Source organism: Pseudoduganella sp. R-32 (genome assembly GCF_049913245.1).
GTDB lineage: Bacteria > Pseudomonadota > Gammaproteobacteria > Burkholderiales > Burkholderiaceae_D > Rugamonas.
This window is the reverse complement of record NZ_CP183987.1, coordinates 6,721,234-6,746,016: the sequence shown is the minus strand read 5'-3', so window position 1 is coordinate 6,746,016 and position 24,783 is coordinate 6,721,234. Positions and strand designations below refer to the sequence as shown.

Genomic DNA, 24,783 nt, shown 5'->3' with positions numbered 1-24,783 from the left:
AGTAGGGCGGATTTGCCGTTAGAATGAATAGCTATTTGATGAGCTATTAAGCAAGTCCCGAAGTATCCTTGCGGTTCTAGGCCACTGTCAAGCAAGAATAAAACTGCTGAAACCGGAAAAAGATGATCGCAATTAAAGACTTAAGTAAATGGTTTGGCAACTTTCAGGTGCTCACGGACTGCAGTACCGAAGTGGCCAAAGGCGACGTCATGGTGATCTGCGGACCGTCCGGCTCGGGCAAATCGACCCTGATCAAGACGGTCAACGGGCTGGAACCGTTCCAGAAGGGTGAAATTATTGTCGATGGCACCTCGGTCGGCGCCAAAGGCACCGATTTATCGGCCCTGCGTGCCCGGATCGGCATGGTATTCCAGAATTTCGAGCTGTTTCCGCACCTTTCCGTGCGCGACAACCTGACCCTGGGCCAGGTAAAGGTGCTGGGCCGCTCCAAGGACGAAGCCAACGAAAAAGGCCTGAAGTATCTCGACCGCGTCGGCCTGCTGGCGCACCAGGACAAATTCCCCAACCAGCTCTCGGGCGGCCAGCAGCAGCGCGTGGCTATCGCCCGCGCCTTGGCGATGGACCCGATCGCCATGCTGTTCGACGAGCCGACGTCCGCCCTGGACCCGGAAATGATCAACGAGGTGCTGGACGTGATGGTCGGGCTGGCGCAGGACGGCATGACCATGATGGTGGTGACCCACGAAATGGGCTTCGCCCGCAAGGTGGCCAACCGCGTGGTCTTCATGGACAAGGGCCGCATCCTGGAAGACTGCAGCAAGGACGAATTCTTCGGCGCCCCGCGATCCGAGCGCGCACGGGACTTTTTAGCGCGTATCATCCACTAACAGGGCGGGTCATCGTCCCCGCCAGCGGAGGACACCATGACCTTTCTGCGCCTGCTTCCCCTTTTCTGCCTGGCCGCCGCGGCCAGCGCCCAGGAGCCCACCGGCACCCTCGCCAAGATCAAACGCACCGGCCAGGTGGTGTTGGGCGTACGCGACGGCTCCATCCCTTTTTCTTATCTCGATGACAAGCAGCAGTACCAGGGCTATTCCGTGGACCTGTGCCTGAAAGTCGTCGAACACCTGAAAACGCAGCTCGCGATGCCGGGGCTGAAGGTGGCCTATAACCCGGTCACCTCCGCCAACCGCATTCCGCTGATGGCCAATGGGACCATCGACCTCGAATGCGGCTCCACCACCAATAATGCGGAGCGCCAGCAGCAGGTGGCGTTCGCGCCGACCATGTTCGTGATCTCCAGCCGGCTGCTGGCCAAGAAATCGGCCAATATCCAGTCGATGGACGACATGAAGGGCAGGGTGCTGGTCGCTACTGCCGGCACCACCACGTTGAAGCAGATGACGATCATGAATAACGAGCGCAAGCTCGGCATGAAGATCCTGATCGGCAAGGACCATCCGGAATCGTTCCTGATGCTGGAGACGGGCCGCGCCGAAGCCGAGGCCAATGACGACATCCTGCTGGCAGCGCAGGTGGCGACCTCCAAGGCGCCGGTCGATTTCGCCGTCAGCAAGGAGGCGATGTCGATTGAACCCTACGGCATCATGATGCGCAAGAACGACATGCCGTTCAAGAAGTCGGTGGACGAGGCCTTGCGCAAGGTTTACCAGTCCGCCGAGATCCAGCGCATCTACAACAAGTGGTTCATGAGCCCGATCCCGCCGCGCGGCGTGAACCTGAACTTCCCCATGCCGGCCACGCTGAAGGCGGTACTGGCCAAGCCGACCGATTCGCCGGACCCCGCTGCATACAGATAGCATGCATTACAACTGGAACTGGCACATCTTCTGGGAACTGTCCCCGGACGGTGTGCACAGTTATTGGGATACCTTGTGGTCCGGCCTGGCGTGGACGCTGGCCACCTCGCTGGCAGGTTGGGTGATCGCACTGGCGCTGGGCGTGGCGGTCGGTACGCTGCGCACCGCGCCCAATCGCTGGCTGCGCCGCTTCGCCATCTGCTGGGTGGAAGTGTTCCGCAATATTCCGCTGCTGGTGCAGATGTTCCTGTGGTTCTTCGTGCTGCCCGAGCTGCTGCCGCGTGCCGCCGGCGACTGGCTCAAGGCCCTGCCCAACGCGCCCTTCGTCACGGCCGTGCTATGCCTTGGCTTCTTCACGTCCGCCCGCGTTGCGGTGCAGGTGGCGGCCGGCATCAACGCGCTGGCCGGCGGGCAGCGTCTGGCGGCACTTGCACTGGGGCTGTCGCGCGTGCAGGCCTATGAATTCGTGCTGCTGCCGCTTGCCTTGCGCATCGTGCTGCCGCCGCTGGCCAGCGAGTTCCTCAACATCATAAAGAACAGCTCCGTTGCGCTCACCATCGGCTTGATGGAACTGACTGCCAGCGCACGTTCGATGCAGGAATTCTCCTTCCAGTTCTTCGAAGCGTTCGCCGCCGCCACCGTGATCTACGTGATCGCCAACATCATCGTCGTAGCCGGCATGGCCGTGCTCGAGCGGCGCCTTGCGCTGCCAGGCACGATCGGCGGCGAAGCGCGGAGGGCCGCGTGATGTTTTCGAACTTTGACTTCAGCGTGATCGCCAATTCATGGATCTACCTGTTCCAGGTCGGCATGGTGTTCACGCTCAAGCTGACCGTGCTGGCCATGCTGGGCGGCGTGGCGCTGGGTACCTTGCTGGCGATGGCGCGCCTGTCGTCGCTGCACGTGCTGTCATTGGCCGCGGCGGGCTATGTGAACCTGGTGCGTGCAGTGCCGCTGGTGCTGGTGATCTTCTGGTTCTACTTCCTGGTGCCTTATATCGCCGCTTGGATCATCGGCGCGTCGGAGCCGGTCAAGGTAGGGACCTTCCTGTCAGCGCTGATTACCTTCACCCTGTTCCAGGCTGCCTATTATTGCGAGATCATGCGCGGCGGCATACAGGCAATTCCGAAAGGACAGGTCCAGGCGGCGCAGGCGCTGGGAATGAACTACTGGCAAACCATGTGGAAAGTCGTGTTGCCCCAGGCTTTCCGCAATATGCTGCCGGTATTGCTGACGCAGACGATCGTCCTGTTCCAGGATGTGTCGCTGGTCTACGTGCTTTCCATCCCTGACTTCGTCGGCGCAGCCAGCAAGATCGCCCAGCGCGACGGACGCCTGGTCGAGATGTACATCTTCGTAGCGCTGGTGTATTTCGTCCTGTGCACGCTGATGTCCTGGCTGGTACGCCGCATGCAGCGCCGCATCGCCATTATCCGGTGACCGTGCACCGGCTGTCTGGGGGAGGTGCTGAAATCGCTGTTTTAGGTGCTGAAAACTGCTGAAAATGGCTTGCTCAGCACGCCAAAATGGGCAATTTCGGCACTTCCCACAGACGGGGTGCGCAAGCCACACCGAAAGCCCTGCCGGTTTTGGCCTTTCGCAATGTTTCGGCATGTAGCAGGGATGTAGCGCTTTGTTTTCTAGGCTAGTGTGTGCGTTGCCCGCTGTGTACCATGTGGTGCATGAAGACGACGAAACTTTCGGTTGGTGCCTTGCTGGTGCTGGGGGCGCTCGGCAGCGCGCAAGCTGCGGGACGCGTGGTTGCAGATGCGGCCTTGACGCAGGCGGTGATTGTCGACGTGGCATCCGGCCAACTGGTGCGGGGCAAGGCCGTGCTGCTGAAAGGTGGCGACATCATCGCCGTTGTCGGCAACGCAAAGTTGAAAGACTACTCGCCCAGGCGCACGGTCAAACTGCCTGGCAAGTACCTGATGCCGGGCTTGTGGGATACCCACGTGCACTTCGGCGGCGGTTCCGCCCTGATCGAAGAAAACAGGCAGCTGCTGGGCCTCTACCTTGCTCACGGCATCACCACCGTGCGCGATTGCGCCGGCGACCTGTCCGACACAGTGCTCGATTGGCGCGACCTGATCAACCAGGGCCAGCTGGTGGGGCCGACCATCCTTGCCTCCGGCCCCAAGCTGGAAGGCTACAAGCCGCTGTGGAAAGGCACCATTGAAGTCGGCACGCCGGAGGAAGTCAGCAAGGCGCTCGACTACCTGCAATCGCGCAGCGTGGACTTCGTGAAGATCACCGAGAACACCATGAAGCCGGAGATCTTCCTGGAAGCGGTGCGCCAGGCCAAGGCACGCGGCATGCAAACCTCCGGCCACCTGCCGGTGCAGCTTACGCTGGACCAGGTGATGCAGGCTGGCCTGGGCAGCATCGAACATCAATCCTATGCGCTGCGCGGCTCAACGCCGCGTGAAGCCGAACTGACGGCGCAAGTTGCTGAGGGCAAGATCACTGGCCGCGAAGCGATGCGCGCCAGCCTGGAAAGTTTTGACGAAGCGACCGCACGCGCTACCTTCCGCCGCATGGCGGCAGCCGGCATGTCGATCACGCCGACCCTGGTAGGCTCGCAAGTGACCGCCTACCTGGACCAGGACAACCACGCCAGCGACCCCTACCTGAAATACATCGGCCAGGGCCTGCGCAAGACGTACGAGTGGCGCGTGCAGCGCGCGGCAAAGGACGATGCGGCCGCTATCGCCTACCGTCATGCCGCCTACGAGAAGGCAGCCTCGCTGCTGCCGCTGATGCAGCAGGAAGGCGTCAACATCATCGCCGGCACCGATGCGGGCTTCCTGAATTCTTTCGATTATCCGGGCCGGGGCCTGCACGATGAACTGGGCATCTTCGTCAAATACGGCCTGACGCCGCAGCAGGCGCTGCAAGCGTCAGTGATCAACGGCCCGCGCTTCCTCGGAAAGCAGGAGCGCTACGGCGCCGTGGACAAAGGCAAGGCAGCCGACCTGCTCGTGCTGGACGCCAATCCGCTGCAGGACATCGCCAACATCCGCAAGGTGCGCATGGTAGTCAGCCGCGGCAAGGTCTACGACCGCCGCCAGCTGGATGCGATGCTGGAATCCGCGCGCCGCTACGCGGACCAGCATCCGGCGCCGCCCAGCGCTTAAGCGGCGCCGCGCCGCGCTTTCTCGATCTTGGCGATGTCGATTTTCTTCATGTCCATCATCGCATCGAAAGCGCGTTTGGCAGCCGCGCGGTCCGGATCGGAAATTGCCTCCATCAGGGCGCGCGGCGTGATCTGCCAGGACAGGCCCCAGCGATCCTTGCACCAGCCGCAGGCGCTCTCCTGGCCGCCGTTGCTGACGATGGCGTTCCACAGGCGGTCGGTTTCCGCCTGGTCGTCCGTCGCAATCTGGAATGAAAAGGCTTCGCTGTGCTTGAAAAGGGGACCGCCATTCAGGCCGATGCAGGGAATGCCGGCGACCGTGAACTCGACCACGAGGACGTCGCCCAGCTTGCCGTCCGGGTAGTCGCCCGGCGCCCGGTTGATGGCGCCGACGGCACTTTCCGGGAAGGTTTTTGCGTAGAAGGTGGCGGCATCCAGTGCGTCGCCGTTATACCAAAGACAGACTGTATTCTTGCTAGCCATCGCTTGCCTCCTCAAGGGATTGCGGGGGGAAGCGCCAATATCGCACATTCTCGCGGCAGGTGGGGTTCAACAGGTAAAATGGCGGGATTCGTTTTAAAAGAAAGCCTTGCCGCCATGAGTGACTTCGAGATCCCGCACAGCATCACCATCACCCGCCCAGACGACTGGCACCTTCACCTGCGTGACGGCGCCACCATGGCCAGCGTCCTGCCGGACACCGCGCGCCAGTTCGGCCGCGCGATCGTGATGCCAAATTTGAAACCTCCTGTCACCACCGTGGCGCAGGCCGCCGCCTACCGCGACCGCATCCTGGCCGCCCTGCCGCAGGGCATGGACTTCGAGCCGCTGATGACGCTCTACCTGACCGACAACACCTCGCCGGACGAAATCGTCCGCGCCGCCGACAGCGGCTTCGTGCACGCGGTCAAGCTGTACCCGGCCGGCGCCACCACCAATTCCGACGCCGGCGTGACCGACCTGGCCAAGTGCTACAAGGTGCTGGAAACCATGCAGGAGGTAGGCATGCCTTTCCTGGTGCACGGCGAAGTGACCGACCAGGACATCGACCTGTTCGACCGTGAAGCCGTCTTCATCGAGCGCGTGATGCGCCCGCTGCGCAAGGACCTGCCGGCCCTGAACATCGTGTTCGAGCACATCACCACCAAGGATGCGGCGCAATACGTGGCCGAAGCGGAAGGCCCGATCGCCGCCACCATCACCGCCCATCACCTGCTGTACAACCGCAACGAGATCTTCAAGGGCGGCATTCGCCCGCATTACTACTGCCTGCCTGTGCTGAAGCGCGAAGAACACCGCCTGGCCCTGGTGACCGCGGCGACCAGCGGCGACGAGCGTTTCTTCCTCGGCACCGACTCCGCGCCGCACGCGCAAGGCGCCAAGGAAGCGGCCTGCGGCTGCGCCGGCTGCTACACCGCGCTGCACGCGATGGAGCTGTACACCGAAGCCTTCGCCCGCGCCGGCGCGCTGGACAAGCTGGAAGCCTTCGCTTCCCTGAACGGTCCGGCCTTCTACGGCCTGGCGCCGAACAAGGGCACCATCACCCTGAAGCGCGAGCAGTGGACGCTACCGGCCGACCTGCCTTTCGGCGATTCGAAACTGATCCCGCTGAACGCCGGCGAAACGATCAACTGGAAAATGGCCTAAGTGTTCCAGGAGATCGACTGGTCCCGCGCCTGGTACGCCTCGGTGCGGGATGCCGCTTCCCGCATCGACCTCTCCCTGCCCAGCGTCGTCCAGCCTTTCTGCGAACAAGCGGCCGCCCTGGCGCTGGTCAACCACGCAGGCCGGCCGCTGCGCTTCGTGCCGCAGGCTTCACTGCCGGAAGGCACCGCCTACGAAGAATTCATCGGCGCCACCGGCCAGGTGCCGACCCGCGACAACCTGCACGATTTCTTCAACGGCCTGGTGTGGCTGACATTCCCCCGCATCAAACGCCAGCTCAACGCCCTGCAGGCTGCGCAGATTGCGCAGGATGGCGTGGGCAAATCGCGCGGCCCCGCGCGCGATGCTGCTACTATTTATGACGAAAACTCGGCGCTGCTGGTTGTGCGCGACGATGTCGAAGGCGCGGCCCTGGTGGACGCCTTGCGCAACCACCGCTGGCGCGAAGCCTTCGTGGAACGCTCTGCCATGTTCGGCCGCGACGCGGAAGCCTGGCTGTTCGGCCACGCGCTGATGGAGAAGCTGGTGGCGCCCTACAAGGCGATCACCGCCCACACCCGCGTGGTGCTGGCCGGCGACGGCTACTGGGCGCTGGACGAAGCCGGCCGCCGCGCATGGCTGGACCGCGACGAGGCCGCGCGCCTGGCCGGCGAGGGACTGGGCAAGGGCGGCTTCACGCCGTTGCCGGTGCTGGGCATTCCCGGCTGGTGGCCGCAGCAGGACGACGCTTTTTACGCAGACGACACGGTATTCCGTCCAAAGCGGAAGCCCGCTTGAAAGGAGCTTTTGAATGGACAAGATTATCCGCTGGGGCATCCTCGGCACCGGCAAGATCGCCAAGGCTTTCGCCACGGCGCTGCGCGACGTCCCCGATATCGAACTGGCGGCCGTTGCCTCGCGCAGCGTAGATAGCGCTACCGAATTCGCCAGGGAATATGGCGCAACACGGGCCCACGGCGACTACCAGGCGCTGGCCGACGACCCCGGCGTGGACGTGATCTACATCGCCACCCCGCACGCCATGCACCACGAGAACGCCATCATGTGCCTGAAGGGCGGCAAGGCGCTGCTGGTGGAAAAGGCCTTCACCCTGAATCGCCGCGAGGCCCGGGAAATCGTGGACCTGGCGCGCGAACGCAAGCTGTTCGTGATGGAAGCCATGTGGACCCGCTTCCAGCCCGCCATCCTGGAAGCCAAGCGCATGATCGACATGGGCGAAATCGGCAATGTGCGCAACCTGCAGGCGGACCTGGGCTTCGCGGCCGACGCCGGTCCTGAACATCGCCTGTTCAACCCTGCGCTGGGCGGCGGCGCGCTGCTCGACCTGGGCATCTACCCGCTGTCGATGGCCGCCTTCTTCCTCGGCCCGGTCAAGGCGGCGCGCGGCTTTGGCGAACTGGCGCCGAACGGCGTCGACGTGCAGGCCAATTTCGTGCTGAACCACGTGGACGGCTCGCTTTCCGCCTGTAGCTGCAGCCTGAACACCCGCACCCCGGCCACCTTGAGCGTGTGCGGCGACAAGGGCTTCCTGCGCCTGCACGGCCGCTTCCACCACGCCGAACGCTTCACCATCGCCATGAACGATGGCAGCGAGCGCGAATTCCACTTCCCGCGCATCGGCAACGGCTATGCCCACGAGGCGATGGAAGTCGGGCGCTGCCTGCGCGAAGGCCTGCTGGAGAGCCCGGAAATGCCGCTCGATGAAACCGTCGAGCTGATGGGCATGCTCGATGCGCTGCGGGCCCAGCTGGGCGTGCGCTATAACGTGGATTGAAGCGGGGAATTGAAGCTCGATTGTCGCCCGCGCCACACGCGACAACTCTTTACAAAAAACCATTGGCCCTTTCATTTATCATAAAGTTATTATCGTATTTTTAACTTTGGTGGGAGGGTGGTATGCATCAAGCAATCCTGAAGCTGGCGGGCGGGGCAGCGCTGGCATTGGCATCCAGCGCCGCTTCGGCACAATGGGTCACTACTGATCTTCAAGTAACGGGCGTGATCCAGGAAGTGCCCGGACCGTCGGCCCGTTGCCCCTCCCAGTTCGGCGGCACCATCACCGGCCACGGCAGCAGTACGTTGCTGGGCCGTGTCGCCTTCGTCGCCAACGATTGCATCACGCAGGACGGCGCCATCTACAACTTCAGCCGCGGCCGTTTCATCATCATGACGCTGTCGGGCGACCAGATCTACGCCAACTACAGCGGCCAGTTCGTGCCGACCGGCCAGGGCACCAATTACGTCTTCAGCGGCGCCACCTTCCAGATCGTCGGCGGCACCGGCCAGTACATATTCGCCAGCGGCGGCGGCCAGTTGCAGGGCACCGAAGACATGATGACCGGCGCCGGCACGATCACCATGAGCGGCCGCGTGAGCTACTGGAAGCGTTAGAGCGTTTTGGCGGGCCGCCAGCAGGATTCGGCGGCATCCTTTACACTGGCTTTCTTTGCCAGCCAGGATGCACGCCATGCCAAGCAACGACCGCCAACTCAATCTCAAGACGATCCTGCTCACTACCGGCGTCGTGCTGACGCTGTCGATGGGCGTGCGCCATGGCTTCGGCTTCTGGATGCAGCCGATTTCGCAGGCCAATGGCTGGAGCCGCGAAACCTATTCGCTGGCGCTGGCGCTGCAAAACCTGCTATGGGGCGCCTTCGGTCCCTTCGCCGGCATGGTGGCGGACCGCTGGGGCACCCCGCGCGTAGTGATCGCCGGCGCCATCTCCTATATGGCTGGCTTGCTGTGGATGGCCACGGTGACCCAGCCGACGCTGTTCATCATCGGCTCCGGCGTATTCATCGGCCTTGGCCTGGCGTGTACCGCCTTCGGCGCGGTGAGCGGCATCATCGGCCGGGCCGCGCCGGTGGAAAAGCGCTCCTGGGCCTTCGGCGTCTCGGGTGCGGCCAGCTCCTTCGGCCAGTTCCTGATGATGCCCGTCGAGCAGCAGCTGATCTCCACCATTGGCTGGCAGCATGCCTTCTACGCACTGGCGGGCGTGGTGTTCCTGTTGATGATCCCCATGACGAGTTTCATGCGCGAGCCGAAGCATGAAGTGGCAAGCGGCGCCGCCCACCAGAGCGTGGGCGAGGCAATGCGCGAAGCGATGGGCAACCGTTCCTTCCTGCTGCTGGTGGCGGGCTATTTCGTGTGCGGCTTCCAGCTGGTCTTTGTCGGCGCCCACCTGCCGGCCTACCTGAAGGACAAGGGCATTGCGACGCCGGGCGTGGCGGTGACGGCCCTGGCGCTGATTGGCCTGTTCAATATTTTCGGCTCGTTCACCGCCGGCCAGCTGGGCGGGCGCATGCCCAAACGCTACCTGCTTTCCTCGATCTATTTCGCGCGCTCGGCGGTGATTGGCCTGTTCCTGCTGGCGCCCCTGTCGCAAGGGTCGGTCTACCTGTTCGCCGCAGCCATCGGCTTCCTGTGGCTGGCCACGGTGCCGCTTACCAACGGCATCATCGCCGGCGTGTTCGGCTTGAAGCATATGTCGATGCTGGCGGGCGTGGTGTTCCTGTCGCACCAGGTGGGCAGCTTCATTGGCGTGTGGCTGGGCGGCTACCTGTTCGACAGGCTTGGCAGCTATGACGTGGTGTGGGGCATTACCCTCGGCCTGGGCATCTTTGCTGGCCTGGCCAACCTGCCAATCGACGAGCGCCCGCTGCTGCGCAGCGAACCTGGCCTGAAGGCGGCTTGAGGTGAAACAGCGGCTGATCCGTATCGGCCTGTGGGCGCTCGGCGCAGCCGTGCTGGCGCTGGCGTTCATGGCTTACCTGCGGCCGGCCTTCATGCTCGACCTGGCCAACCGCATTTACCTCTGTCTCTGAATCGAAGAGCGCTAGGCTGGCTTAAGCGTGCCGGCGCGATTTGCTGCTCTTCTGGGCGACCTGGGTTTTCTTTTTCGACGTTTTCTCGCCGGCGTCGCGCGCGGCTTTGCCCTTCTTGCCCTTGCCCGCCTTGTGCGGCGCCGGCGGGACTTCTTCGACACCGGTGCGCTTGGCGTTCATGGCGGACGGCAGGGCGTTGTCTTCCAGGTTGGCCAGCATGAAGCGATTCGGGTCGATGCGGGTGCCGTCCTGGTACGCTTCCAGGTGCAGGTGAGGACCGGTGGCGTGGCCGGTGGCGCCGGACAGTCCGATCAATTCTCCGGCAGCCACGGTGTCGCCTACGCTCACATTGCGCTTGTTCAGGTGGGCGTACAGCGAGCGCAGTCCGCCTTCATGTTCGATCACCACCACGTTGCCGTATTTGCGGTCGCCCAGGTAGCCCATGCCGGATGCCACCACGGTGCCGTCGTTGGTTGCCATCACCGGCGTATTGTGCGGCACGGAGAAGTCGATGCCGCCATGCGCGCGGCGTCCGCGCGCTGCGCCGAAGAAGCTGCTGACGCGGCCCCCTTCCAGCGGCAGGCGCCATTGCTGCAGCAGCGACTCTTTCGGCTCTTTCTCCACCTGCGGCAGCGGAATGTCCAATGGCTCAGGCATTGCGGCGGCGGGTTGCACGATGTTGGCGGCGGCCAGCATGGCCATCAGGAGGATGTTGGTGATCTTTGGCATAGCGGGCGAGTTTCGCATAACAGCGTGCTTTCTGGCAAATTCGTAAGTAACAGACAATATTTCTTTCGTTAGTTGAGGTTCTGCTTGTAGTTCAGCCGCAAGGTCGTGCCGCCGCGCGTGCTGATCGTGGTCTGGCGCCAGGCAAGGCCTTCGTAACGGTCGCTGCTGGCGCGGTCGGGATGCAGCGCGTCGGACAGGGCCAGGCGGAGTTCCTGGCGCGGCGACAGTTTCCAGCTGGCGCGCAGGTCCAGCTTGCGCTGCCAGGGGGCGCTGGACACGAAGCTGGCCGAATCGCGGCTTGGGCCGCCGGCTTCGCAGGAGAACTCGGCATCGAGCGTGAGCGCGGCGTGACGGTAGCTGAGGGCGGCGCTGCCGCTCAGCGGGGTTTGTGCCGCGAGCCGATTGTCGGGACCGGGCACGCTGTCGAGGCGCGAGCGGTTGAAGCTGGCATTGGCGCGCATGGTGAGCGAAGCCGTCAGCGGGCTGCGCAACTCCAGCGTGAGGCCGTGCACGCGCGCGCCGCCATGGTTGGCCGGCATGCTGACCCAGCGGTCGCCGTCGCGGTACAGCGTGGGCAGGATCACGTTGTCGATATCGCGCGCGTAGATGCTGGCGCTGAGCAGGCTGTCCTTGGCGAAGTAGTAGTCGATGCCGGCATCGAGGCCCCAGGCCAGTTCGGGGCGCAAGGAGGGATTGCCCTGGGTGTCGGGATTGGTCGGGCTGTTGTTATTGTCCGAGGTGAAGCGGCGCGGGATCAGGTCGAGCATATTGGGCGCCTTGTAGCTGCGGCTGGCGCCGGCGCGCAACTGGCTGTCGCCGGGAAGCTTGCGCATCCATTCCAGCACGGGACTGACGACGGTGCTGCGCTGGCGCACCGGCGCCGTGTTGCGGTCGTGGGCTTCGGTGTGCATGGTTTCCCAGCGCAGGCCGGCAGACCAGGAGTCGGCATCGCGCTTCCATTCATCCTGCGCGAAAGCCGCCAGGCGCCCGATGCGGCCATCGTAGCGGTCGTCGCGCAGGAAGTTGAGCGCGCCGGCATGGTTGTATTCATGCTCGATGCGTGTCTGCATGCGATCGAGAGCGGAGCCGTCCCAGCCTGCCACCAGCGCATGCCCGTTGCCGAGTGGGTGGGAATACTTGCCGCCGTAGTTAAAGCCGTGTTCACGGATGTCGCCGTCAACATGGCGCACGGTCGGGCCAGGGCCGGCCAGCGGCAAGCCGACGAAATCGAAATCGGTATCGCGCGGCGCGGTGTTGCCGCCTATCTTGAGCTCCCATTGCGCACCGCTGGCCAGGCTGCGTTGCCATGTCAGCTCGCTGCGCAGGAAATGGCCGCGCATGCGGAAGCGGCTGTGCACCTGCGCAAAGTCGCCCGATGCGCCGAGCTGCACCGCCTCTTGCGAGTGGTAGCCGATGTCGCGGCGGTTCACGGTGGCGATGGTTTGCAGGGCGAAGCTGTCGCCACCGGCGCTGGTCCAGCCCAGGCGCGGACTGAGGTTGAGCGAGTCGCCGACGTTGTTCTCGTGTGAACGGATGGTGCGCAGCATGCCGGGTGCGCTGTCGGTGATGCTGCGCTCGGCAGGCGTGCTGCTGCGCGACAGTACGGCGCTGACGTTATGCGACCAGCCATCCGCCTTGCCGGTGGATTGCACGGCGAGGCGCGGCGACCATGCGCCGTGCAGGCTGTCCATCCCGAGCTGTATTTCCCGGTTGCCGCGGCTGACGGATTTGCGCAGCACGATGTTGATGGTGCCGGCGATGCCTTGCGTGCCCAGCACGGCGGACGCGGTGCGCAGCACTTCGACCCGCTCGATCACTTCCGGCGGCAGGCTGTCAAGCGAGAAACCATTGGGCGCGGGCTGGCCGTTCAGCAGGATTTGCGTATAGCCCTTGCCAAGGCCGCGCATGCGAATGCCGGCGCTGTCGCCGATGGTAATGCCGGGCAGGCGGCGCAAGGCGTCGGCCACGGTGCGGTCGCCATGCGCGGCCAGCTCCTCGCGGCTCAGGACGACGGTGCTGGCCGTGTCTTCCTTGCGCTGGTCGAGCTTTGCGCTTTTGATCTCGATGACCTGTTGTGCGGATGCGGCCTGGCTTGCCAGCGCGGCGGCAAGCATGAAAATCTTATACATCGCGTTTCCTTGGGACGAGCGCCGCCACTGCCGGGCAGCGCGCGGCATGTGCTCAGTGGCGGCGGGGTGGATTAGCTGGCGCGGCTTGCCTTCAGGCGCCGCAGCGCGGTCCTGGTGGCGTTGCCTTCGAGCTTGCCTAGCACGGCTTGCGGGTCGATGTTATCGCCATCGAGGCTGACTTCCATATGCAGGTGAGGACCGGTGGCTTTGCCGCTGGCGCCGGAAGTGCCGATTTGCTGGCCGGCGGCGACGCGTTCGCCCAGCCTGACCATGCGCTTGTCCATGTGGGCGTACAAGGACCGCAGGCCGTTCGCGTGTTCGATGACGATCAGTTCGCCCCACTTGTCCTCGCCCGCGTAGTGATTGGTCGAGGCGATGACCACGCCCTCGGCGGGCGCCACGATTCGGGTGCCGGTCGGGACTGCGAAATCCATGCCTCTGTGCAGCCGGCCCGTGGGAGCGTGCAGGATGCCGAAGAACGCGCTGACACGCATGCTTTCCATGGGGGCTTGCCAATGCGGCAGGCTGGCAGGCTGCGCAGCTGCGGCAGGCGCTGGCTGGGCAGCCGGGACGGCATCGTCGAGGCGCCACGCCAGCGCCGGCTGCAGCAATACGCTGGCGGCCAACACTGCAGGCAGGACGGCGTAGCTCAGGGCGGAGTTGACGGTGCGCGGCATGGCGGGCACGCCGTCGCGGATCATGCGGATGCGGGCGGCGACGGCATCGACCGTGCGGCTACCGAAGGCCAGGGCAGTACCGTGGTCGGGCAAGGATTGCGCGCGCATTTGCGTCACCAGGGCTGCGGCGTAGTGACGGCGCTGTGCGGGAGGAAGACCCTGCAGCACATTGCGGTCGCAACCCAGTTCCTGCGCCCAGGCCAGCCGCTTGCCAAGCCGGGCCACAATCGGGTTGAACCACTGGATCGCTTGCAGCAGGAAGCTGGCGTGCATCCAAAGCGGGTCGCGGCGGGCGAGGTGGGTGAGTTCGTGTTCTATCACCAGGCGTTGTTGTGCCGGATCGAAGTCGCGCAGGTGGCGCGGCAGCAGCAGGACTGGGCGCGCCAGGCCCGCCAGCATGGGGGCGATCGGGGCGTCGATTTCGCGCACTTCCGGCAGGTCGCGGTGCAGGGATTCAAAGCCTGCATGGGCAGCAAGGGCTGAACGGTCAAGACGCGTCGATGCGGCCAACAGCGCGTCCAGGTGACGCTTGGCGCGCAGCCATTTTGCTGCTGTTGCTGCGAGTCCGGCGGTGTACAGGGCCAGCCAGGAATAGCCGAGCCAGAGCAGGGCGGGGGACGGCGCGATCAATGCGGCATCGCCGTCGTCGAAGCCGGCATCGTTGCCGGCTGCGCCCTGGTCGGTGGCCAGCACGCCGGCAGGGCCGTGGCCGGGACCGGGATTGGCGGCGGCGCGCACTCCGGGCAGCTCGATGGCGGGGACCATGCTCGGCCGGGCGGCCGAGGGAAGCAGGCCGAGCGCCAGGGTGCCGGCGATGGCGGCGACGGCCAGCAGCCACGGCGTGCGCCTCGCCTCAAGTCCGGGCCAGGCGCGCGCGGCGGCATGCAGCAACAGCCAGGCGCCGGCGCCAGCTAGCAGGCTAACGATGCTCGCCTGCAGGAATACCAGGGCGAACATCGTTTACTCCTTGTCTTCCGGCCATTCGCTGAGCAGTTGCTCCAGCTCTTTCAACTCATGCTGGTTGACCAGCTTGGAGCCGGTAAACATGTTCACCGGCAGCGGCGCGTTCATTTCCATCACGCGATGGCTGAAATCGTGGGCAAATTCAGCCAGCGTTTCAACCTTTTCGGCCACTGGCGCGTATACGTTCATGCCATGGGCGGAATGCTGGCTGATCATGCCTTTCTCCAGCATGCGTTCCAGGGTCTTGCGGGTGGAAGAGAAGGACCAGGCCAGTTCTTCCTCCACGCGGTCATGGATTTCACGGGCGCTGAGCGGATGCTGTTTCCAAAGTGCCTTGAGCAGCGTTAATTCGGTAATGGATGGAATGGCCATGGGAGCTCCTTGTGACGTATGACGGCATTCTGCGACATGTGTCGCGCGAAGGCAAGGAGTTTATGCGACACGTGTCACATAATGTATCATTGCGTATATGAAAAAGATTGCAACAATTATCACAGTGCTTGCCGCCACTACTGCTTGCAGTGGCAAACGGCTGACCGAGGCCGAAGTGCTCACGGTGATGGGAAACGTGGAAACTTCGGTCCAGCGCCACGATTCCGACCGCCTGATGGCCAATTTCGCGCCCAACGCGATGATCATGGTCTCCATGCCGGGCCGGGGCGGCGGCCTTTCGCGCATGAGCGTGGACGAGTACAAGGCCATGCTGGAAGGCTTGTGGAAAGTTCAGCTGCAGTCGACTTATGAGGTCAGCAAGCGCGAAGTATCGTTGGCCGCCAATGGCCACAGCGCCACCGCGCGCGACGTCGCGAAAGAAGTCGTGCTGCTGCCGGGAGAGCGCATGGAGTCGCTCAGCAAGCAGAAGGCCGAGATCGCGCTGGTCGACGGCGTGCCCCGCATCATCTCCCTGACCGCGGAAGTTGAATCCCTGGTCGCCACGCCGACCGGCAGGAACTGAATGGAAGCCCATGGATAAGCAAGTCATTTGTCCGAAGTGCGATCATGTGCGTCCCCAGGACGCGACCAATCCGGAGTGGCAGTGCCCTGCTTGCGGGGTTTGCTATTCCAAGGCAGTCAGTCCGGCGCAAGCGATGCCGGATCCGGGCCTGCGCGAGCGCATGCGGGCAGCGCCGGAACCCGTCCCGGTCAAGCACAGCTGGAACATTGGCCTGGTGGCCAAAGTGGCCGTCCTGGTTGCGCTGGGATGGGGCTTGAACACAGCGGTCAAGCATCGCCAGCAAGCTGCCGAGACGGAAGAAGTACAAGTCCTCGAGGACGAACAGCAAGCAGGCTCCGGCGAAGCGGCCGCGAATGCAGTGCTGCAGGTATCCGGCGCCGACGTCAGCATGTTGAAGGACATAGGCAGCAAACTGGAAAGGTCCTGCGCGCGGAATAAGTACGGCCTGTCCGAAGCCGAATGCATCGACCGGATCCGCAAGCGCGGCGACCTTTGCGCGAACCAGACGGCAGCGCGATTCCCAGGGCAGATCGGCAATACCGATCGCATGCAGGCTGTCGTGCAGGTCTACGTCGGCTGCATTTTCGAACGCTGACCCGGCCAGTTGCGGCGCCCGGCAAGCAGCGGCAACAGCAGCAGGCCCGCCGCCAGCATGACGTAGGGTTGTGGTTCCGGTACCGGCGAAACCGCCAGCAAGGTTTGCGGCGTCGTCATCCAACCGCTCTCCTCATAGTGCTGCTGCGCACGGGTGATGAAGGCCACGCCGCTGCCGGTGTCGTATCGCACTTCCGACCAGTACCAGTCCGAGCCACCGTAGTCCGTGTACGAAATATGGTTGGCGCGGAATGACAGGTCGCCGTTGAAAGCATAGGAGAATGCGCTGACGCCGCACGGCGAAGGTGCCGTGGTAGTGCAGCCAAGCAGTTCGCGGCCGTCTACCTTGAAGGTCGTCAGCTCGGATGCCTCCAGGATTGCATTGCCGTTTGCATCGACGCCCTCGAATGAACCGTGGACCAAAGTGTCGATGAAGCGGTTTTGCATATAGTCGTAAAATCCGCCCCAGGTAAAGTCCCAGCGGTCCGGCTCGGCCTGCACTAATGTCGTTGATGCGGCCAGCAGGATGCCGCAGATCGATTTCATCAGCATATTCACTCCTCGCTTGAAGCGCGTGGAGAATTTATCAGCAGGCCCAGGTGCCGGGCGCACGTTTCGTCAGACTTTCAGGAATTCTTCCCTGCCGCCCAGCCAGCGTTCCAGGTGGGCTTCCACCGTGGCCTTGTTGGCGGGCGTCGCCTCATGCAGCAGGGCGTGCGCCACGTCGCGCGCCTGGTCGACCAGCCAGCCGTCGGTCTCCAGGTCGGCGAAGCGCAGCATGGCCTGGCCGGATTGGCGCGAGCCCAGGAATTCGCCGGGGCCGCGGATTTCCAGGTCGCGGCGCGCGATCTCAAAGCCATCGGTGGTTTCGCGCATCGTCATCAGGCGCTGCTTGGCGATCGGGCCGAGCGGGCTTTGGTAAAGCAGCAGGCAGACCGACGCTGCCGAACCTCGGCCCACGCGGCCGCGCAGCTGGTGCAGTTGCGAGAGGCCGAAGCGTTCGGCGTGCTCGATCACCATCAGGGAGGAATTCGGCACGTCGACGCCGACCTCGATCACGGTCGTCGCGACCAGGACATGGATGTCGCCGGCGGCGAATGCGTCCATCACCTCCGCCTTTTCAGCTGGCTTCAAGCGGCCGTGCACCAGGCCGACGCGCAGGTCGGGCAGGGCGGCTGCGAGGGTCTCGTAGGTTTCGGTTGCCGTCTGGAGCTGCAGCGCTTCCGATTCTTCGATCAGCGGGCAGACCCAGTAAGCCTGGCGGCCTTCCAGCGCGGCGGCATGCACGCGGGCGATCACCTCATCGCGCCGGTTCTGGTCGACCACGGCGGTGACGATCGGAGTGCGGCCGGGCGGCAGCTCATCGATTACCGATACCTCGAGATCGGCATAGTAGGTCATGGCCAGCGTGCGCGGGATCGGCGTAGCGGACATCATCAACTGGTGCGGCACGTTGTCGCCATTGCCCTTGTTGCGCAGGGTCAGACGCTGGCCGACGCCAAAGCGGTGCTGCTCGTCCACGATCACCAGGCCGAGTTTTGCGAACTGCACCGTGTCCTGGATGATGGCATGCGTGCCGATCACCAGTTGCGCCTCGCCCGATTCCACCAGCGCGTAAGCGACTTCCTTTTCTTTCTTTTTCAGGCTGCCGGTCAGCCATGCGACTTTCACGCCCAGCGGTTCCAGCCACGCGGCAATCTTGCGGAAATGCTGGTCGGCCAGGATCTCGGTCGGCGCCATCAGGGCGGCCTGGTAGCCGCTGTCGATCGCCTGCGCCGCGGACAGCGCGGCCACGATGGTCTTGCCGCTGCCGACGTCGCCCTGCAGCAGGCGCTGCATCGGGTAGGGCTGCTTGATGTCGGCGCGGATTTCCTTCAGCACGCGCTGCTGGGCTTTCGTCAGCTTGAACGGCAGCGAGGCTTCAAACGCCGACGACAGCGAGCCGGCCTTGCCCAGTACCGCGGCGCCCTTGGCGCGGCGTGCGCGCTGCGCGCGTTTCAGTGAGAGCTGCTGTGCCAGTAGTTCGTCGAACTTCACGCGCGTCCAGGCCGGGTGGCTGCGATCGATCAGGGCATTCTCATCGATCTCGGCCGGCGGGTAATGCAAGGTGCGCACGGCCGACTCGAGCGGATGCAGGCGCATGGCCTTGAGGATTTCCGGCGGCAGGGTGTCGGTCCAGTCCACGCGCTTCATCGCGTCTGCAATCGCGCGGCGCAGCACCAGTTGCGACAGGCCTTCGCCGGAAGGGTAGACCGGTGTCAGGGAAGTCGGCAGCGGCGCGCCCTCGTTCACGATCTTGTAGGCCGGGTGCACCATCTCGGCGCCGAAGAAGCCATGCCGCACTTCACCGCGCGCCCGCACGCGGGTGCCTTCCGCCAACTGCTTGACCTGGCTGCCGTAGAAGTTCATGAAGCGCAGCTGGATATCGCCCGTCTCGTCCGCGATATGGACCAGCAGCTGGCGGCGCGGCTTGTAGGCGATTTCGTTCGACGTGACAACGCCTTCCACCTGCGCTACCTCGCCGCCGCGCATGCAGGCTTCGCGGATCGTCAGGACTTCCGTCTCATCTTCGTAGCGCATGGGCAGGTGCAGCACCAGGTCCATGTCCGTGCGCAGGCCTAGCTTGGCAAGCTTGCTCTCGGCGGTGGCGGCTGGTTTTTTTTTGGCAGGCGGCTTCGTTTCCGGCATTTTTGCGTGAATTTTGGGCAGGTGTCGTAAAATAGAGGGTTGCCCAACAGTTTTAGTAGTCCGTCAATGTACTCGTTATCCGACTTCGATTTTAACTTGCCGCCAGAGCGAATTGCGCAATTTCCTCTGCCGGACCGCAGCGCGTCGCGCCTCCTGCACGTGGACGGCAAGATCCTGCACGACCGCCAGTTCACCGACATCGTCGACCAGCTCCAGGCTGGTGACCTGCTGGTGATGAACAACACCCGCGTGCTGAAGGCCCGTTTCTTCGGCGTCAAGGACAGCGGCGGCAAGGTGGAGGCGCTGGTTGAGCGCGTGCTGGACACCCGCACCGTGCTGGCCCAGGTGCGCGCCTCGAAGTCGCCCGGTCCCGGCGTGAAGATCCGTCTGGCCGATGCCTTCGATGTCACCGTCGGTGAGCGTGCCGGCGAGTTCTATACCCTGCATTTCGAAGCAGATGTGTTCGACCTGATCGAGCAATATGGCCGCCTGCCGCTGCCGCCCTACATCGAACACGCGCCGGGCGAAGTGGACGAAACGCGCTACCAGACGGTGTTCAACAAGGTGCCGGGTGCCGTGGCGGCGCCGACCGCCGGCCTGCATTTCGATGAAGCGCTGCTCGACAAGCTGCGTGCCAAGGGCATGAAATTCGCCTACGTCACCCTGCACGTGGGCGCCGGGACCTTCCAGCCGGTACGCACCGAAAACCTGGCCGAGCACAAGATGCATACCGAGTGGTACACCATGCCGCAGGAAACCGTGGACGCCGTGCGTGAAGCGCGCGCCGCCGGCCGCGACGTGGTGGCGGTGGGCACGACCTCGCTGCGCGCGCTGGAGTCGGCCTCCCAAGGCGGCAGCCTGGAAGCGGGCAGCGGCGACACCAGCCTGTTCATCACCCCGGGCTACCAATTCAAGACGGTGACGCGGCTGATCACCAACTTCCACCTGCCGAAATCGACCCTGCTGATGCTGGTCAGCGCTTTCGCAGGCTTTACCGAGATCCGCCATGCCTACCAGCACGCGATCGCGAACGAATACCGCTTCTTCAGCTATGGCGACGCCATGCTGCTGACGACGCACAACAGAGCATAAGGAATACCGATGCTGGAATTTAAACTCATCAAAAAAGACACCACCGGCAAGACCCACGCCCGCCGCGGCACGGTCAAGCTCAATCACGGCGAGGTGCAGACCCCGATCTTCATGCCGGTCGGTACCTACGGCTCCGTCAAGGCCATGTCGCCGCTGGAGCTGAAGGAAATCGGCGCCCAGATCATCCTCGGCAACACCTTTCACCTGTGGCTGCGCCCCGGTAACGACGTGATGTCCAAGTTCGGCGGCCTGCACGGCTTCATGGGCTGGGACAAGCCGATCCTGACCGACTCCGGCGGCTTCCAGGTGTTCTCCCTGGGCGAAATGCGCAAGATCACCGAGGAAGGCGTGACCTTCAATTCGCCGATCAACGGCGACAAGCTGTTCCTGTCGCCGGAAATCTCGATGCAGATCCAGCGCGTGCTGAATTCCGACATCGTGATGCAGTTCGACGAATGCACCCCGTACGAAATCGATGGCCGTCCTGCCACGCTGGAAGAAGCGGCGAAGTCGATGCGCATGTCCCTGCGCTGGGCCCAACGCTCGATGAATGAGTTCAAGGCTGGCGAGAACCCGAACGCACTGTTTGGCATCGTCCAGGGCGGCATGTACGAAAACCTGCGCGACGAATCGCTGGCAGGCCTCCAGGAAATCGACTTCCCGGGCCTGGCCATCGGCGGCTTGTCCGTCGGCGAGCCAAAAGAAGACATGATGCGCATCCTGCAGCACGTCGGCCCGCGCCTGCCTGAGAACAAGCCGCACTACCTGATGGGCGTCGGCACCCCGGAGGACCTGGTGAACGGCGTGGCCAACGGCGTCGACATGTTCGACTGCGTGATGCCGACCCGGAATGCCCGCAACGGCTGGATCTTCACCCGCTTCGGCGACGTCAAGATCAAGAATGCCCGTTATAAGGATGACAAGGAACCGCTCGACCCGACCTGCTCCTGCTACACCTGCCGCAACTTCAGCCGGGCCTACCTGCACCACCTGCACCGTGCGCAGGAGATCCTGGGCGCGCGCCTGAACACCATCCACAACCTGCATTATTACCTGGACATCATGCAGCAGATGCGCGACGCGCTCGACGCCGACCGTTTCCCGGACTGGGTGCAGCAATTCCACGCAGATCGCGCGCGTGGTATTTAAAAAACGGCAAGCCGCCCTTATGTAGGTCGGCAGCGTGGCGGGTGCTAGAATACACCGCTTGATTTTTACCCAATAAGTTTTACCTAACTAGAATCTGGAGTCCCCGTGTTCATTTCCAACGCATACGCCCAAACCGCAGCCGACGCCGGCGCCATGGGCAGCCTGACCACCTTCGCACCACTGATCCTGATGTTTGTGGTGATGTACTTCCTGATGATTCGGCCGCAGCAGAAGCGCGCGAAAGAGCAGAAAGCCATGATGGAAGCCCTCGCCAAGGGCGACGAAGTGGTGACCATCGGCGGCATCATGGGCAAAGTGACCAAGGTGAACGACCAGAACGTGGCTATCGAAGTGTCGCAGGGCACCGAAGTCTGGGTGCAGAAGCACGCCATCTCCTCCCAGTTGCCGAAAGGCACCCTGAAGAGCCTGTGATAACCGGCGCGGGCGGCCAGTGCCGCCCGTTTTGTTATAGCAATGCTGAAGACTATGAATCGTTATCCAATCTGGAAATACATCCTTATCGTCGTGGTGGTGCTGCTTGGCGCCCTGTACACGGCGCCTAACTACTTCGGCCAGACACCTGCACTGCAGATCACCAGCGCCAAGGCCACCGTCAAGGTCACCAATGCCCTGGCGACCCAGGTGGACACGCTCCTGAAACAAGCCAACGTCAAGAATGACGGCGTAGCGCTGGACGGCGCCGGCATGCACACCTACGTGCGCGCGCGCTTCTCCGACACGGACGCCCAGTTCAAAGGCCGGCTGGCACTTGAAAAAGGCCTGAACCCGGACCCGAACGACCCGACCTATATCGTCACCGTCAACCTGGTGTCGAATACCCCGGACTGGATGCGCGCTGTAGGCGCACTGCCAATGTACCTGGGCCTGGACCTGCGCGGCGGCGTGCACTTCCTGATGCAGGTTGACACCAAGGCTGCGGTCACCAAGCGTATCCAGGGTACCCAGGCTGCCATCAAGAACCAGCTGCGCGAGAAGAACGTGCGCCACGCAGGCATCGATCGCGTGAACGACACCATCATCGTCAAGTTCCGCGACGACGCACTGCGCCAGCAGGCCAAGGGCATCATCAAGGACCAGCAGCCGGATATGGACGTGGTTGACGCCACCGAAGGCGACGAACTGCGCCTGGTCGTGACCCTGAAGCCGGCCGCCCTGAAAGCCACCCTGGACAACGGCGTGCAGCAGAATATTGCCACCCTGGGCAAGCGCGTGAATGAACTGGGCGTGTCCGAGCCGGTGATCCAGCAGCAAGGCCCTGACCGCATCGTGGTGCAGCTGCCAGGCGTGCAGGATGCCGCGCACGCGAAAGACATCATCGGCCGTACCGCAACCCTGGAAGTACGCATGGTCGACGAAACCGTCACCCCTGGCACTGAGCTGAACGCTGCCATTCCGTACAACTCGGAGCTGTTCACCGTCGGCAAAGGCGTGCCTGTCGTGCTGTCCAAGGACGTGGTGCTGACCGGCGATTACATCTCCAGCGCAACCGCCACTTTCGACCAGAACCAGCAGCCTGCCGTCAGCATCGACCTGAACGGCGACGGTGGCCGCAAGATGCGCGACGCAACCCGCGACCGCGTCGGCAAGAAGATGGCCATCGTGCTGTTCGAGAAGAAGAAGGCCGAAGTGCTGTCCGTGGCGACCATCCAGAGCGAACTGGGTAGCCGCTTCCAGATCACCGGCATGGGCAGCGCGGAGAACTCCGCCGAACTGGCGCTGCTGCTGCGCGCCGGCGCCCTGTACGCTCCGATGGAAGTGATCGAGCAGCGTACCGTGGGTCCTGCACTGGGCGCTGAAAACATCGCCAAGGGCTTCCACTCCACGATGTACGGCTTTGCCGCCATCGCGGCCTTCATGATCATCTACTACATGATGTTCGGCGCCTTCAGCGTGCTGGCGCTGGCAGTGAACCTGCTGCTGCTGATCGCTGTGCTGTCCCGCCTGCAAGCCACGCTGACCCTGCCGGGTATCGCGGCGATCGCGCTGGCGCTGGGCATGGCAATTGACGCCAACGTGCTGATCAACGAACGTATCCGCGAAGAGCTGCGCAATGGCGCCAACCCGCAGTCGGCGATTGCCGCCGGCTTCGAGCACGCCTGGCACACCATCCTGGACTCCAACGTGACCACCCTGATCGTTGGTATCGCGCTGCTGGTGTTCGGTTCCGGTGCGGTGCGCGGCTTCGCCGTGGTGCACAGCCTGGGTATCCTGACCTCGATGTTCTCCGCAGTCTTCGTTTCGCGCGGCGTGGTGAACCTGTGGTACGGCCGTAAGAAGAAACTGCAGTCGCTGTCGATCGGCACCGTCTGGAAACCTGCGAACTAAGGAATAGAGATGGAATTTTTCCGCATCCGTAAAGACATCCCGTTCATGCGCCACGCGTTGGTCTTCAACGTGATTTCGGCGCTGACCTTCGTGGCAGCAGTGTTCTTCCTGGCTACCAAGGGCCTGCACTTCTCGGTGGAGTTCACCGGCGGCACCGTGATGGAAGTGAAGTACGCGCAGGCAGCCAACCTGGAAAAGGTGCGCGAGACCCTGAATGGCCTGGGCTACCATCCTGAGGTGTCGAGCATCGACACGGCGCGCGACGCCTTGATCCGCCTGCCGAACGTTGCAGGCACCACCGCTGCCGATACCGCTGCCAAGGTGTTCGGCGAGCTGTGCAAGGCCGAGCAGGGCAGCGTCAAGTCGGTCGACAAGGTGACCGACAAGGGCGCCCATGAAATGAAGAGCGCCTGTATCCATGCCGACGGTTCCGAAGGCGTGTCGCTGCAGAAGGTTGAATTCGTCGGCCCGCAGGTCGGCGATGAGCTGGCGCAGAACGGCCTGAACGCCCTGATCATGGTGGTGGTTGGCGTGATGATCTACCTGGCCATCCGCTTCGAATGGAAATTCGCAGTGGCCGCCATCGTCGCGAACTTGCACGACGTGGTGATCATCCTGGGCTTCTTCGCCTTCTTCCAGTGGGAATTCTCGCTGACCGTGCTGGCCGCCGTGCTGGCGGTGCTGGGTTACTCCGTCAACGAATCGGTGGTTATCTTCGACCGGATTCGCGAGAACTTCCGCAAGCAGCGCAAGATGTCCGTGCATGAAGTGATCGACAACGCAATCACTTCCACCATCTCGCGTACCATCATCACCCACGGTTGCACCCAGATGATGGTGCTGTCGATGCTGTTCCTGGGCGGCCCGACCCTGCACTACTTCGCGATTGCGCTGACCATCGGTATCTGCTTCGGTATTTACTCTTCCGTGTTCGTTGCTGCTGCCGTGGCCATGTGGCTGGGCGTGAAGCGCGAAGACCTGATCAAGCCGATCAAGGAAAAAGACGAGACCGACGGCGCAGTGGTTTAAACAACCGCGCTCGAAAAAAAAGCAGC

General features: G+C 63.5%; 25 protein-coding genes. 18 read left to right on the top strand and 7 right to left on the bottom strand.

Going from position 1 to position 24,783, the window contains the following annotated elements; genetic code table 11:
* Positions 1 to 122 precede the first annotated feature (122 nt).
* The 5 genes from ACN9MU_RS30915 (at position 123) to ACN9MU_RS30895 (ending at position 4,918) form a co-directional block, all read left to right on the top strand.
* Positions 123 to 848 (top strand): amino acid ABC transporter ATP-binding protein, encoded by a 726-nt coding sequence (locus ACN9MU_RS30915; RefSeq protein ID WP_426166079.1) that lies wholly within the window; start codon positions 123 to 125, stop codon positions 846 to 848.
* 36 nt (positions 849 to 884) lie between these two features.
* On the top strand, positions 885 to 1,781 hold the full coding sequence (locus ACN9MU_RS30910) for an amino acid ABC transporter substrate-binding protein (RefSeq protein WP_426166076.1): 897 nt from the start codon (positions 885 to 887) through the stop codon (positions 1,779 to 1,781).
* A 1-nt stretch (position 1,782) separates the two neighbouring features.
* Positions 1,783 to 2,529 carry an amino acid ABC transporter permease gene (locus ACN9MU_RS30905; RefSeq protein ID WP_426343900.1) on the top strand — a complete coding sequence of 249 codons (747 nt, stop codon included), beginning with the start codon at positions 1,783 to 1,785 and terminating at the stop codon, positions 2,527 to 2,529.
* Complete coding sequence (locus tag ACN9MU_RS30900; RefSeq protein ID WP_426166071.1) at positions 2,529 to 3,221, top strand: amino acid ABC transporter permease; 693 nt, start codon at positions 2,529 to 2,531, stop codon at positions 3,219 to 3,221. The genes ACN9MU_RS30905 and ACN9MU_RS30900 overlap by 1 nt, the downstream gene beginning before the upstream one ends.
* A 242-nt stretch (positions 3,222 to 3,463) precedes the next feature.
* A complete protein-coding gene (locus ACN9MU_RS30895) occupies positions 3,464 to 4,918 on the top strand; it encodes an amidohydrolase family protein (RefSeq protein ID WP_426343899.1) in 1,455 nt (484 codons plus the stop codon).
* On the opposite strand, the gene ACN9MU_RS30890 is transcribed toward ACN9MU_RS30895, so the two are convergent.
* Complete coding sequence (locus ACN9MU_RS30890) at positions 4,915 to 5,400, bottom strand: VOC family protein (RefSeq protein WP_426166065.1); 486 nt, start codon at positions 5,398 to 5,400, stop codon at positions 4,915 to 4,917. The two genes, ACN9MU_RS30895 and ACN9MU_RS30890, sit on opposite strands and share 4 nt — an antisense overlap.
* Before the next feature lie 114 nt (positions 5,401 to 5,514).
* Here ACN9MU_RS30890 and pyrC point away from each other — a divergent pair, with 114 nt between their 5' ends.
* The 6 genes from pyrC (at position 5,515) to ACN9MU_RS30860 (ending at position 10,406) form a co-directional block, all read left to right on the top strand.
* Entirely contained in the window at positions 5,515 to 6,564 is a 1,050-nt protein-coding gene (gene pyrC, locus ACN9MU_RS30885) for a dihydroorotase (protein ID WP_426166062.1), read from the top strand.
* Positions 6,565 to 7,359 carry a DUF3025 domain-containing protein gene (locus ACN9MU_RS30880; RefSeq protein ID WP_426336602.1) on the top strand — a complete coding sequence of 265 codons (795 nt, stop codon included), beginning with the start codon at positions 6,565 to 6,567 and terminating at the stop codon, positions 7,357 to 7,359.
* 13 nt (positions 7,360 to 7,372) lie between these two features.
* Positions 7,373 to 8,356: a Gfo/Idh/MocA family protein gene (locus ACN9MU_RS30875; protein ID WP_426319604.1), complete on the top strand. Its 984-nt coding sequence runs from the start codon at positions 7,373 to 7,375 to the stop codon at positions 8,354 to 8,356.
* 122 nt (positions 8,357 to 8,478) lie between these two features.
* The gene (locus ACN9MU_RS30870) at positions 8,479 to 8,973 is read left to right on the top strand and encodes a hypothetical protein (protein ID WP_426166054.1); all 495 of its coding nucleotides are present in this window, start codon (positions 8,479 to 8,481) and stop codon (positions 8,971 to 8,973) included.
* 76 nt (positions 8,974 to 9,049) lie between these two features.
* Entirely contained in the window at positions 9,050 to 10,276 is a 1,227-nt protein-coding gene (locus tag ACN9MU_RS30865) for an MFS transporter (RefSeq protein WP_426319602.1), read from the top strand.
* Position 10,277: 1 nt separating this feature from the next.
* Positions 10,278 to 10,406: a hypothetical protein gene (locus tag ACN9MU_RS30860; RefSeq protein WP_426166048.1), complete on the top strand. Its 129-nt coding sequence runs from the start codon at positions 10,278 to 10,280 to the stop codon at positions 10,404 to 10,406.
* A 21-nt stretch (positions 10,407 to 10,427) separates the two neighbouring features.
* On the opposite strand, the gene ACN9MU_RS30855 is transcribed toward ACN9MU_RS30860, so the two are convergent.
* The 4 genes from ACN9MU_RS30855 to ACN9MU_RS30840 form a co-directional block, all read right to left on the bottom strand.
* Positions 10,428 to 11,135 (bottom strand): M23 family metallopeptidase, encoded by a 708-nt coding sequence (locus tag ACN9MU_RS30855; protein ID WP_426336599.1) that lies wholly within the window; start codon positions 11,133 to 11,135, stop codon positions 10,428 to 10,430.
* A gap of 68 nt (positions 11,136 to 11,203) precedes the next feature.
* Positions 11,204 to 13,264 (bottom strand): TonB-dependent receptor plug domain-containing protein, encoded by a 2,061-nt coding sequence (locus ACN9MU_RS30850; RefSeq protein ID WP_426343898.1) that lies wholly within the window; start codon positions 13,262 to 13,264, stop codon positions 11,204 to 11,206.
* A 71-nt stretch (positions 13,265 to 13,335) separates the two neighbouring features.
* Positions 13,336 to 14,898 (bottom strand): M23/M56 family metallopeptidase, encoded by a 1,563-nt coding sequence (locus ACN9MU_RS30845; RefSeq protein ID WP_426336598.1) that lies wholly within the window; start codon positions 14,896 to 14,898, stop codon positions 13,336 to 13,338.
* Positions 14,899 to 14,901: 3 nt separating this feature from the next.
* Positions 14,902 to 15,276 (bottom strand): BlaI/MecI/CopY family transcriptional regulator, encoded by a 375-nt coding sequence (locus tag ACN9MU_RS30840; protein WP_426165976.1) that lies wholly within the window; start codon positions 15,274 to 15,276, stop codon positions 14,902 to 14,904.
* Between the two features lie 97 nt (positions 15,277 to 15,373).
* Here ACN9MU_RS30840 and ACN9MU_RS30835 point away from each other — a divergent pair, with 97 nt between their 5' ends.
* Both ACN9MU_RS30835 and ACN9MU_RS30830 read left to right on the top strand, forming a co-directional pair.
* Positions 15,374 to 15,859, top strand: a complete 486-nt coding sequence (locus ACN9MU_RS30835) for a hypothetical protein (protein WP_426165974.1) — start codon at positions 15,374 to 15,376, stop codon at positions 15,857 to 15,859.
* A gap of 10 nt (positions 15,860 to 15,869) precedes the next feature.
* Positions 15,870 to 16,454 (top strand): hypothetical protein, encoded by a 585-nt coding sequence (locus ACN9MU_RS30830; RefSeq protein WP_426165971.1) that lies wholly within the window; start codon positions 15,870 to 15,872, stop codon positions 16,452 to 16,454.
* Here ACN9MU_RS30830 and ACN9MU_RS30825 read toward each other — a convergent pair.
* Both ACN9MU_RS30825 and recG read right to left on the bottom strand, forming a co-directional pair.
* Entirely contained in the window at positions 16,427 to 17,005 is a 579-nt protein-coding gene (locus tag ACN9MU_RS30825) for a hypothetical protein (protein WP_426165969.1), read from the bottom strand. The genes ACN9MU_RS30830 and ACN9MU_RS30825 overlap by 28 nt on opposite strands.
* Before the next feature lie 66 nt (positions 17,006 to 17,071).
* The gene (gene recG / locus ACN9MU_RS30820; RefSeq protein ID WP_426336596.1) at positions 17,072 to 19,141 is read right to left on the bottom strand and encodes an ATP-dependent DNA helicase RecG; all 2,070 of its coding nucleotides are present in this window, start codon (positions 19,139 to 19,141) and stop codon (positions 17,072 to 17,074) included.
* A gap of 66 nt (positions 19,142 to 19,207) precedes the next feature.
* Here recG and queA point away from each other — a divergent pair, with 66 nt between their 5' ends.
* The 5 genes from queA to secF all read left to right on the top strand — a co-directional run bounded on the left by queA (position 19,208) and on the right by secF (position 24,757).
* Complete coding sequence (queA, locus tag ACN9MU_RS30815) at positions 19,208 to 20,233, top strand: tRNA preQ1(34) S-adenosylmethionine ribosyltransferase-isomerase QueA (protein ID WP_426319589.1); 1,026 nt, start codon at positions 19,208 to 19,210, stop codon at positions 20,231 to 20,233.
* 9 nt (positions 20,234 to 20,242) lie between these two features.
* Positions 20,243 to 21,382: a tRNA guanosine(34) transglycosylase Tgt gene (gene tgt / locus ACN9MU_RS30810; RefSeq protein WP_057262553.1), complete on the top strand. Its 1,140-nt coding sequence runs from the start codon at positions 20,243 to 20,245 to the stop codon at positions 21,380 to 21,382.
* A 105-nt stretch (positions 21,383 to 21,487) separates the two neighbouring features.
* Entirely contained in the window at positions 21,488 to 21,814 is a 327-nt protein-coding gene (gene yajC / locus ACN9MU_RS30805; protein ID WP_090445410.1) for a preprotein translocase subunit YajC, read from the top strand.
* Positions 21,815 to 21,868: 54 nt separating this feature from the next.
* Positions 21,869 to 23,728, top strand: a complete 1,860-nt coding sequence (gene secD, locus ACN9MU_RS30800) for a protein translocase subunit SecD (RefSeq protein ID WP_426165955.1) — start codon at positions 21,869 to 21,871, stop codon at positions 23,726 to 23,728.
* A gap of 9 nt (positions 23,729 to 23,737) precedes the next feature.
* Positions 23,738 to 24,757, top strand: a complete 1,020-nt coding sequence (secF, locus tag ACN9MU_RS30795) for a protein translocase subunit SecF (protein ID WP_426165952.1) — start codon at positions 23,738 to 23,740, stop codon at positions 24,755 to 24,757.
* Positions 24,758 to 24,783: the final 26 nt, after the last annotated feature.

Bases quoted from the DNA above. Each gene is read 5' to 3' on its own strand.
- pyrC (WP_426166062.1), top strand. From the start codon at position 5,515: ATGAGTGACTTCGAGATCCCGCACAGCATCACCATCACCCGCCCAGAC.
- tgt (WP_057262553.1), top strand. From the start codon at position 20,243: ATGCTGGAATTTAAACTCATCAAAAAAGACACCACCGGCAAGACCCAC.
- ACN9MU_RS30855 (WP_426336599.1), bottom strand. From the start codon at position 11,135: ATGCCAAAGATCACCAACATCCTCCTGATGGCCATGCTGGCCGCCGCC.
- secD (WP_426165955.1), top strand. From the start codon at position 21,869: ATGAATCGTTATCCAATCTGGAAATACATCCTTATCGTCGTGGTGGTG.
- queA (WP_426319589.1), top strand. From the start codon at position 19,208: ATGTACTCGTTATCCGACTTCGATTTTAACTTGCCGCCAGAGCGAATT.
- ACN9MU_RS30890 (WP_426166065.1), bottom strand. From the start codon at position 5,400: ATGGCTAGCAAGAATACAGTCTGTCTTTGGTATAACGGCGACGCACTG.
- secF (WP_426165952.1), top strand. From the start codon at position 23,738: ATGGAATTTTTCCGCATCCGTAAAGACATCCCGTTCATGCGCCACGCG.
- ACN9MU_RS30835 (WP_426165974.1), top strand. From the start codon at position 15,374: ATGAAAAAGATTGCAACAATTATCACAGTGCTTGCCGCCACTACTGCT.
- ACN9MU_RS30830 (WP_426165971.1), top strand. From the start codon at position 15,870: ATGGATAAGCAAGTCATTTGTCCGAAGTGCGATCATGTGCGTCCCCAG.
- ACN9MU_RS30825 (WP_426165969.1), bottom strand. From the start codon at position 17,005: ATGCTGATGAAATCGATCTGCGGCATCCTGCTGGCCGCATCAACGACA.
- ACN9MU_RS30915 (WP_426166079.1), top strand. From the start codon at position 123: ATGATCGCAATTAAAGACTTAAGTAAATGGTTTGGCAACTTTCAGGTG.
- ACN9MU_RS30870 (WP_426166054.1), top strand. From the start codon at position 8,479: ATGCATCAAGCAATCCTGAAGCTGGCGGGCGGGGCAGCGCTGGCATTG.
- ACN9MU_RS30845 (WP_426336598.1), bottom strand. From the start codon at position 14,898: ATGTTCGCCCTGGTATTCCTGCAGGCGAGCATCGTTAGCCTGCTAGCT.
- ACN9MU_RS30875 (WP_426319604.1), top strand. From the start codon at position 7,373: ATGGACAAGATTATCCGCTGGGGCATCCTCGGCACCGGCAAGATCGCC.
- ACN9MU_RS30895 (WP_426343899.1), top strand. From the start codon at position 3,464: ATGAAGACGACGAAACTTTCGGTTGGTGCCTTGCTGGTGCTGGGGGCG.
- ACN9MU_RS30910 (WP_426166076.1), top strand. From the start codon at position 885: ATGACCTTTCTGCGCCTGCTTCCCCTTTTCTGCCTGGCCGCCGCGGCC.
- recG (WP_426336596.1), bottom strand. From the start codon at position 19,141: ATGCCGGAAACGAAGCCGCCTGCCAAAAAAAAACCAGCCGCCACCGCC.
- ACN9MU_RS30900 (WP_426166071.1), top strand. From the start codon at position 2,529: ATGTTTTCGAACTTTGACTTCAGCGTGATCGCCAATTCATGGATCTAC.
- ACN9MU_RS30840 (WP_426165976.1), bottom strand. From the start codon at position 15,276: ATGGCCATTCCATCCATTACCGAATTAACGCTGCTCAAGGCACTTTGG.
- ACN9MU_RS30905 (WP_426343900.1), top strand. From the start codon at position 1,783: ATGCATTACAACTGGAACTGGCACATCTTCTGGGAACTGTCCCCGGAC.
- ACN9MU_RS30865 (WP_426319602.1), top strand. From the start codon at position 9,050: ATGCCAAGCAACGACCGCCAACTCAATCTCAAGACGATCCTGCTCACT.
- ACN9MU_RS30850 (WP_426343898.1), bottom strand. From the start codon at position 13,264: ATGTATAAGATTTTCATGCTTGCCGCCGCGCTGGCAAGCCAGGCCGCA.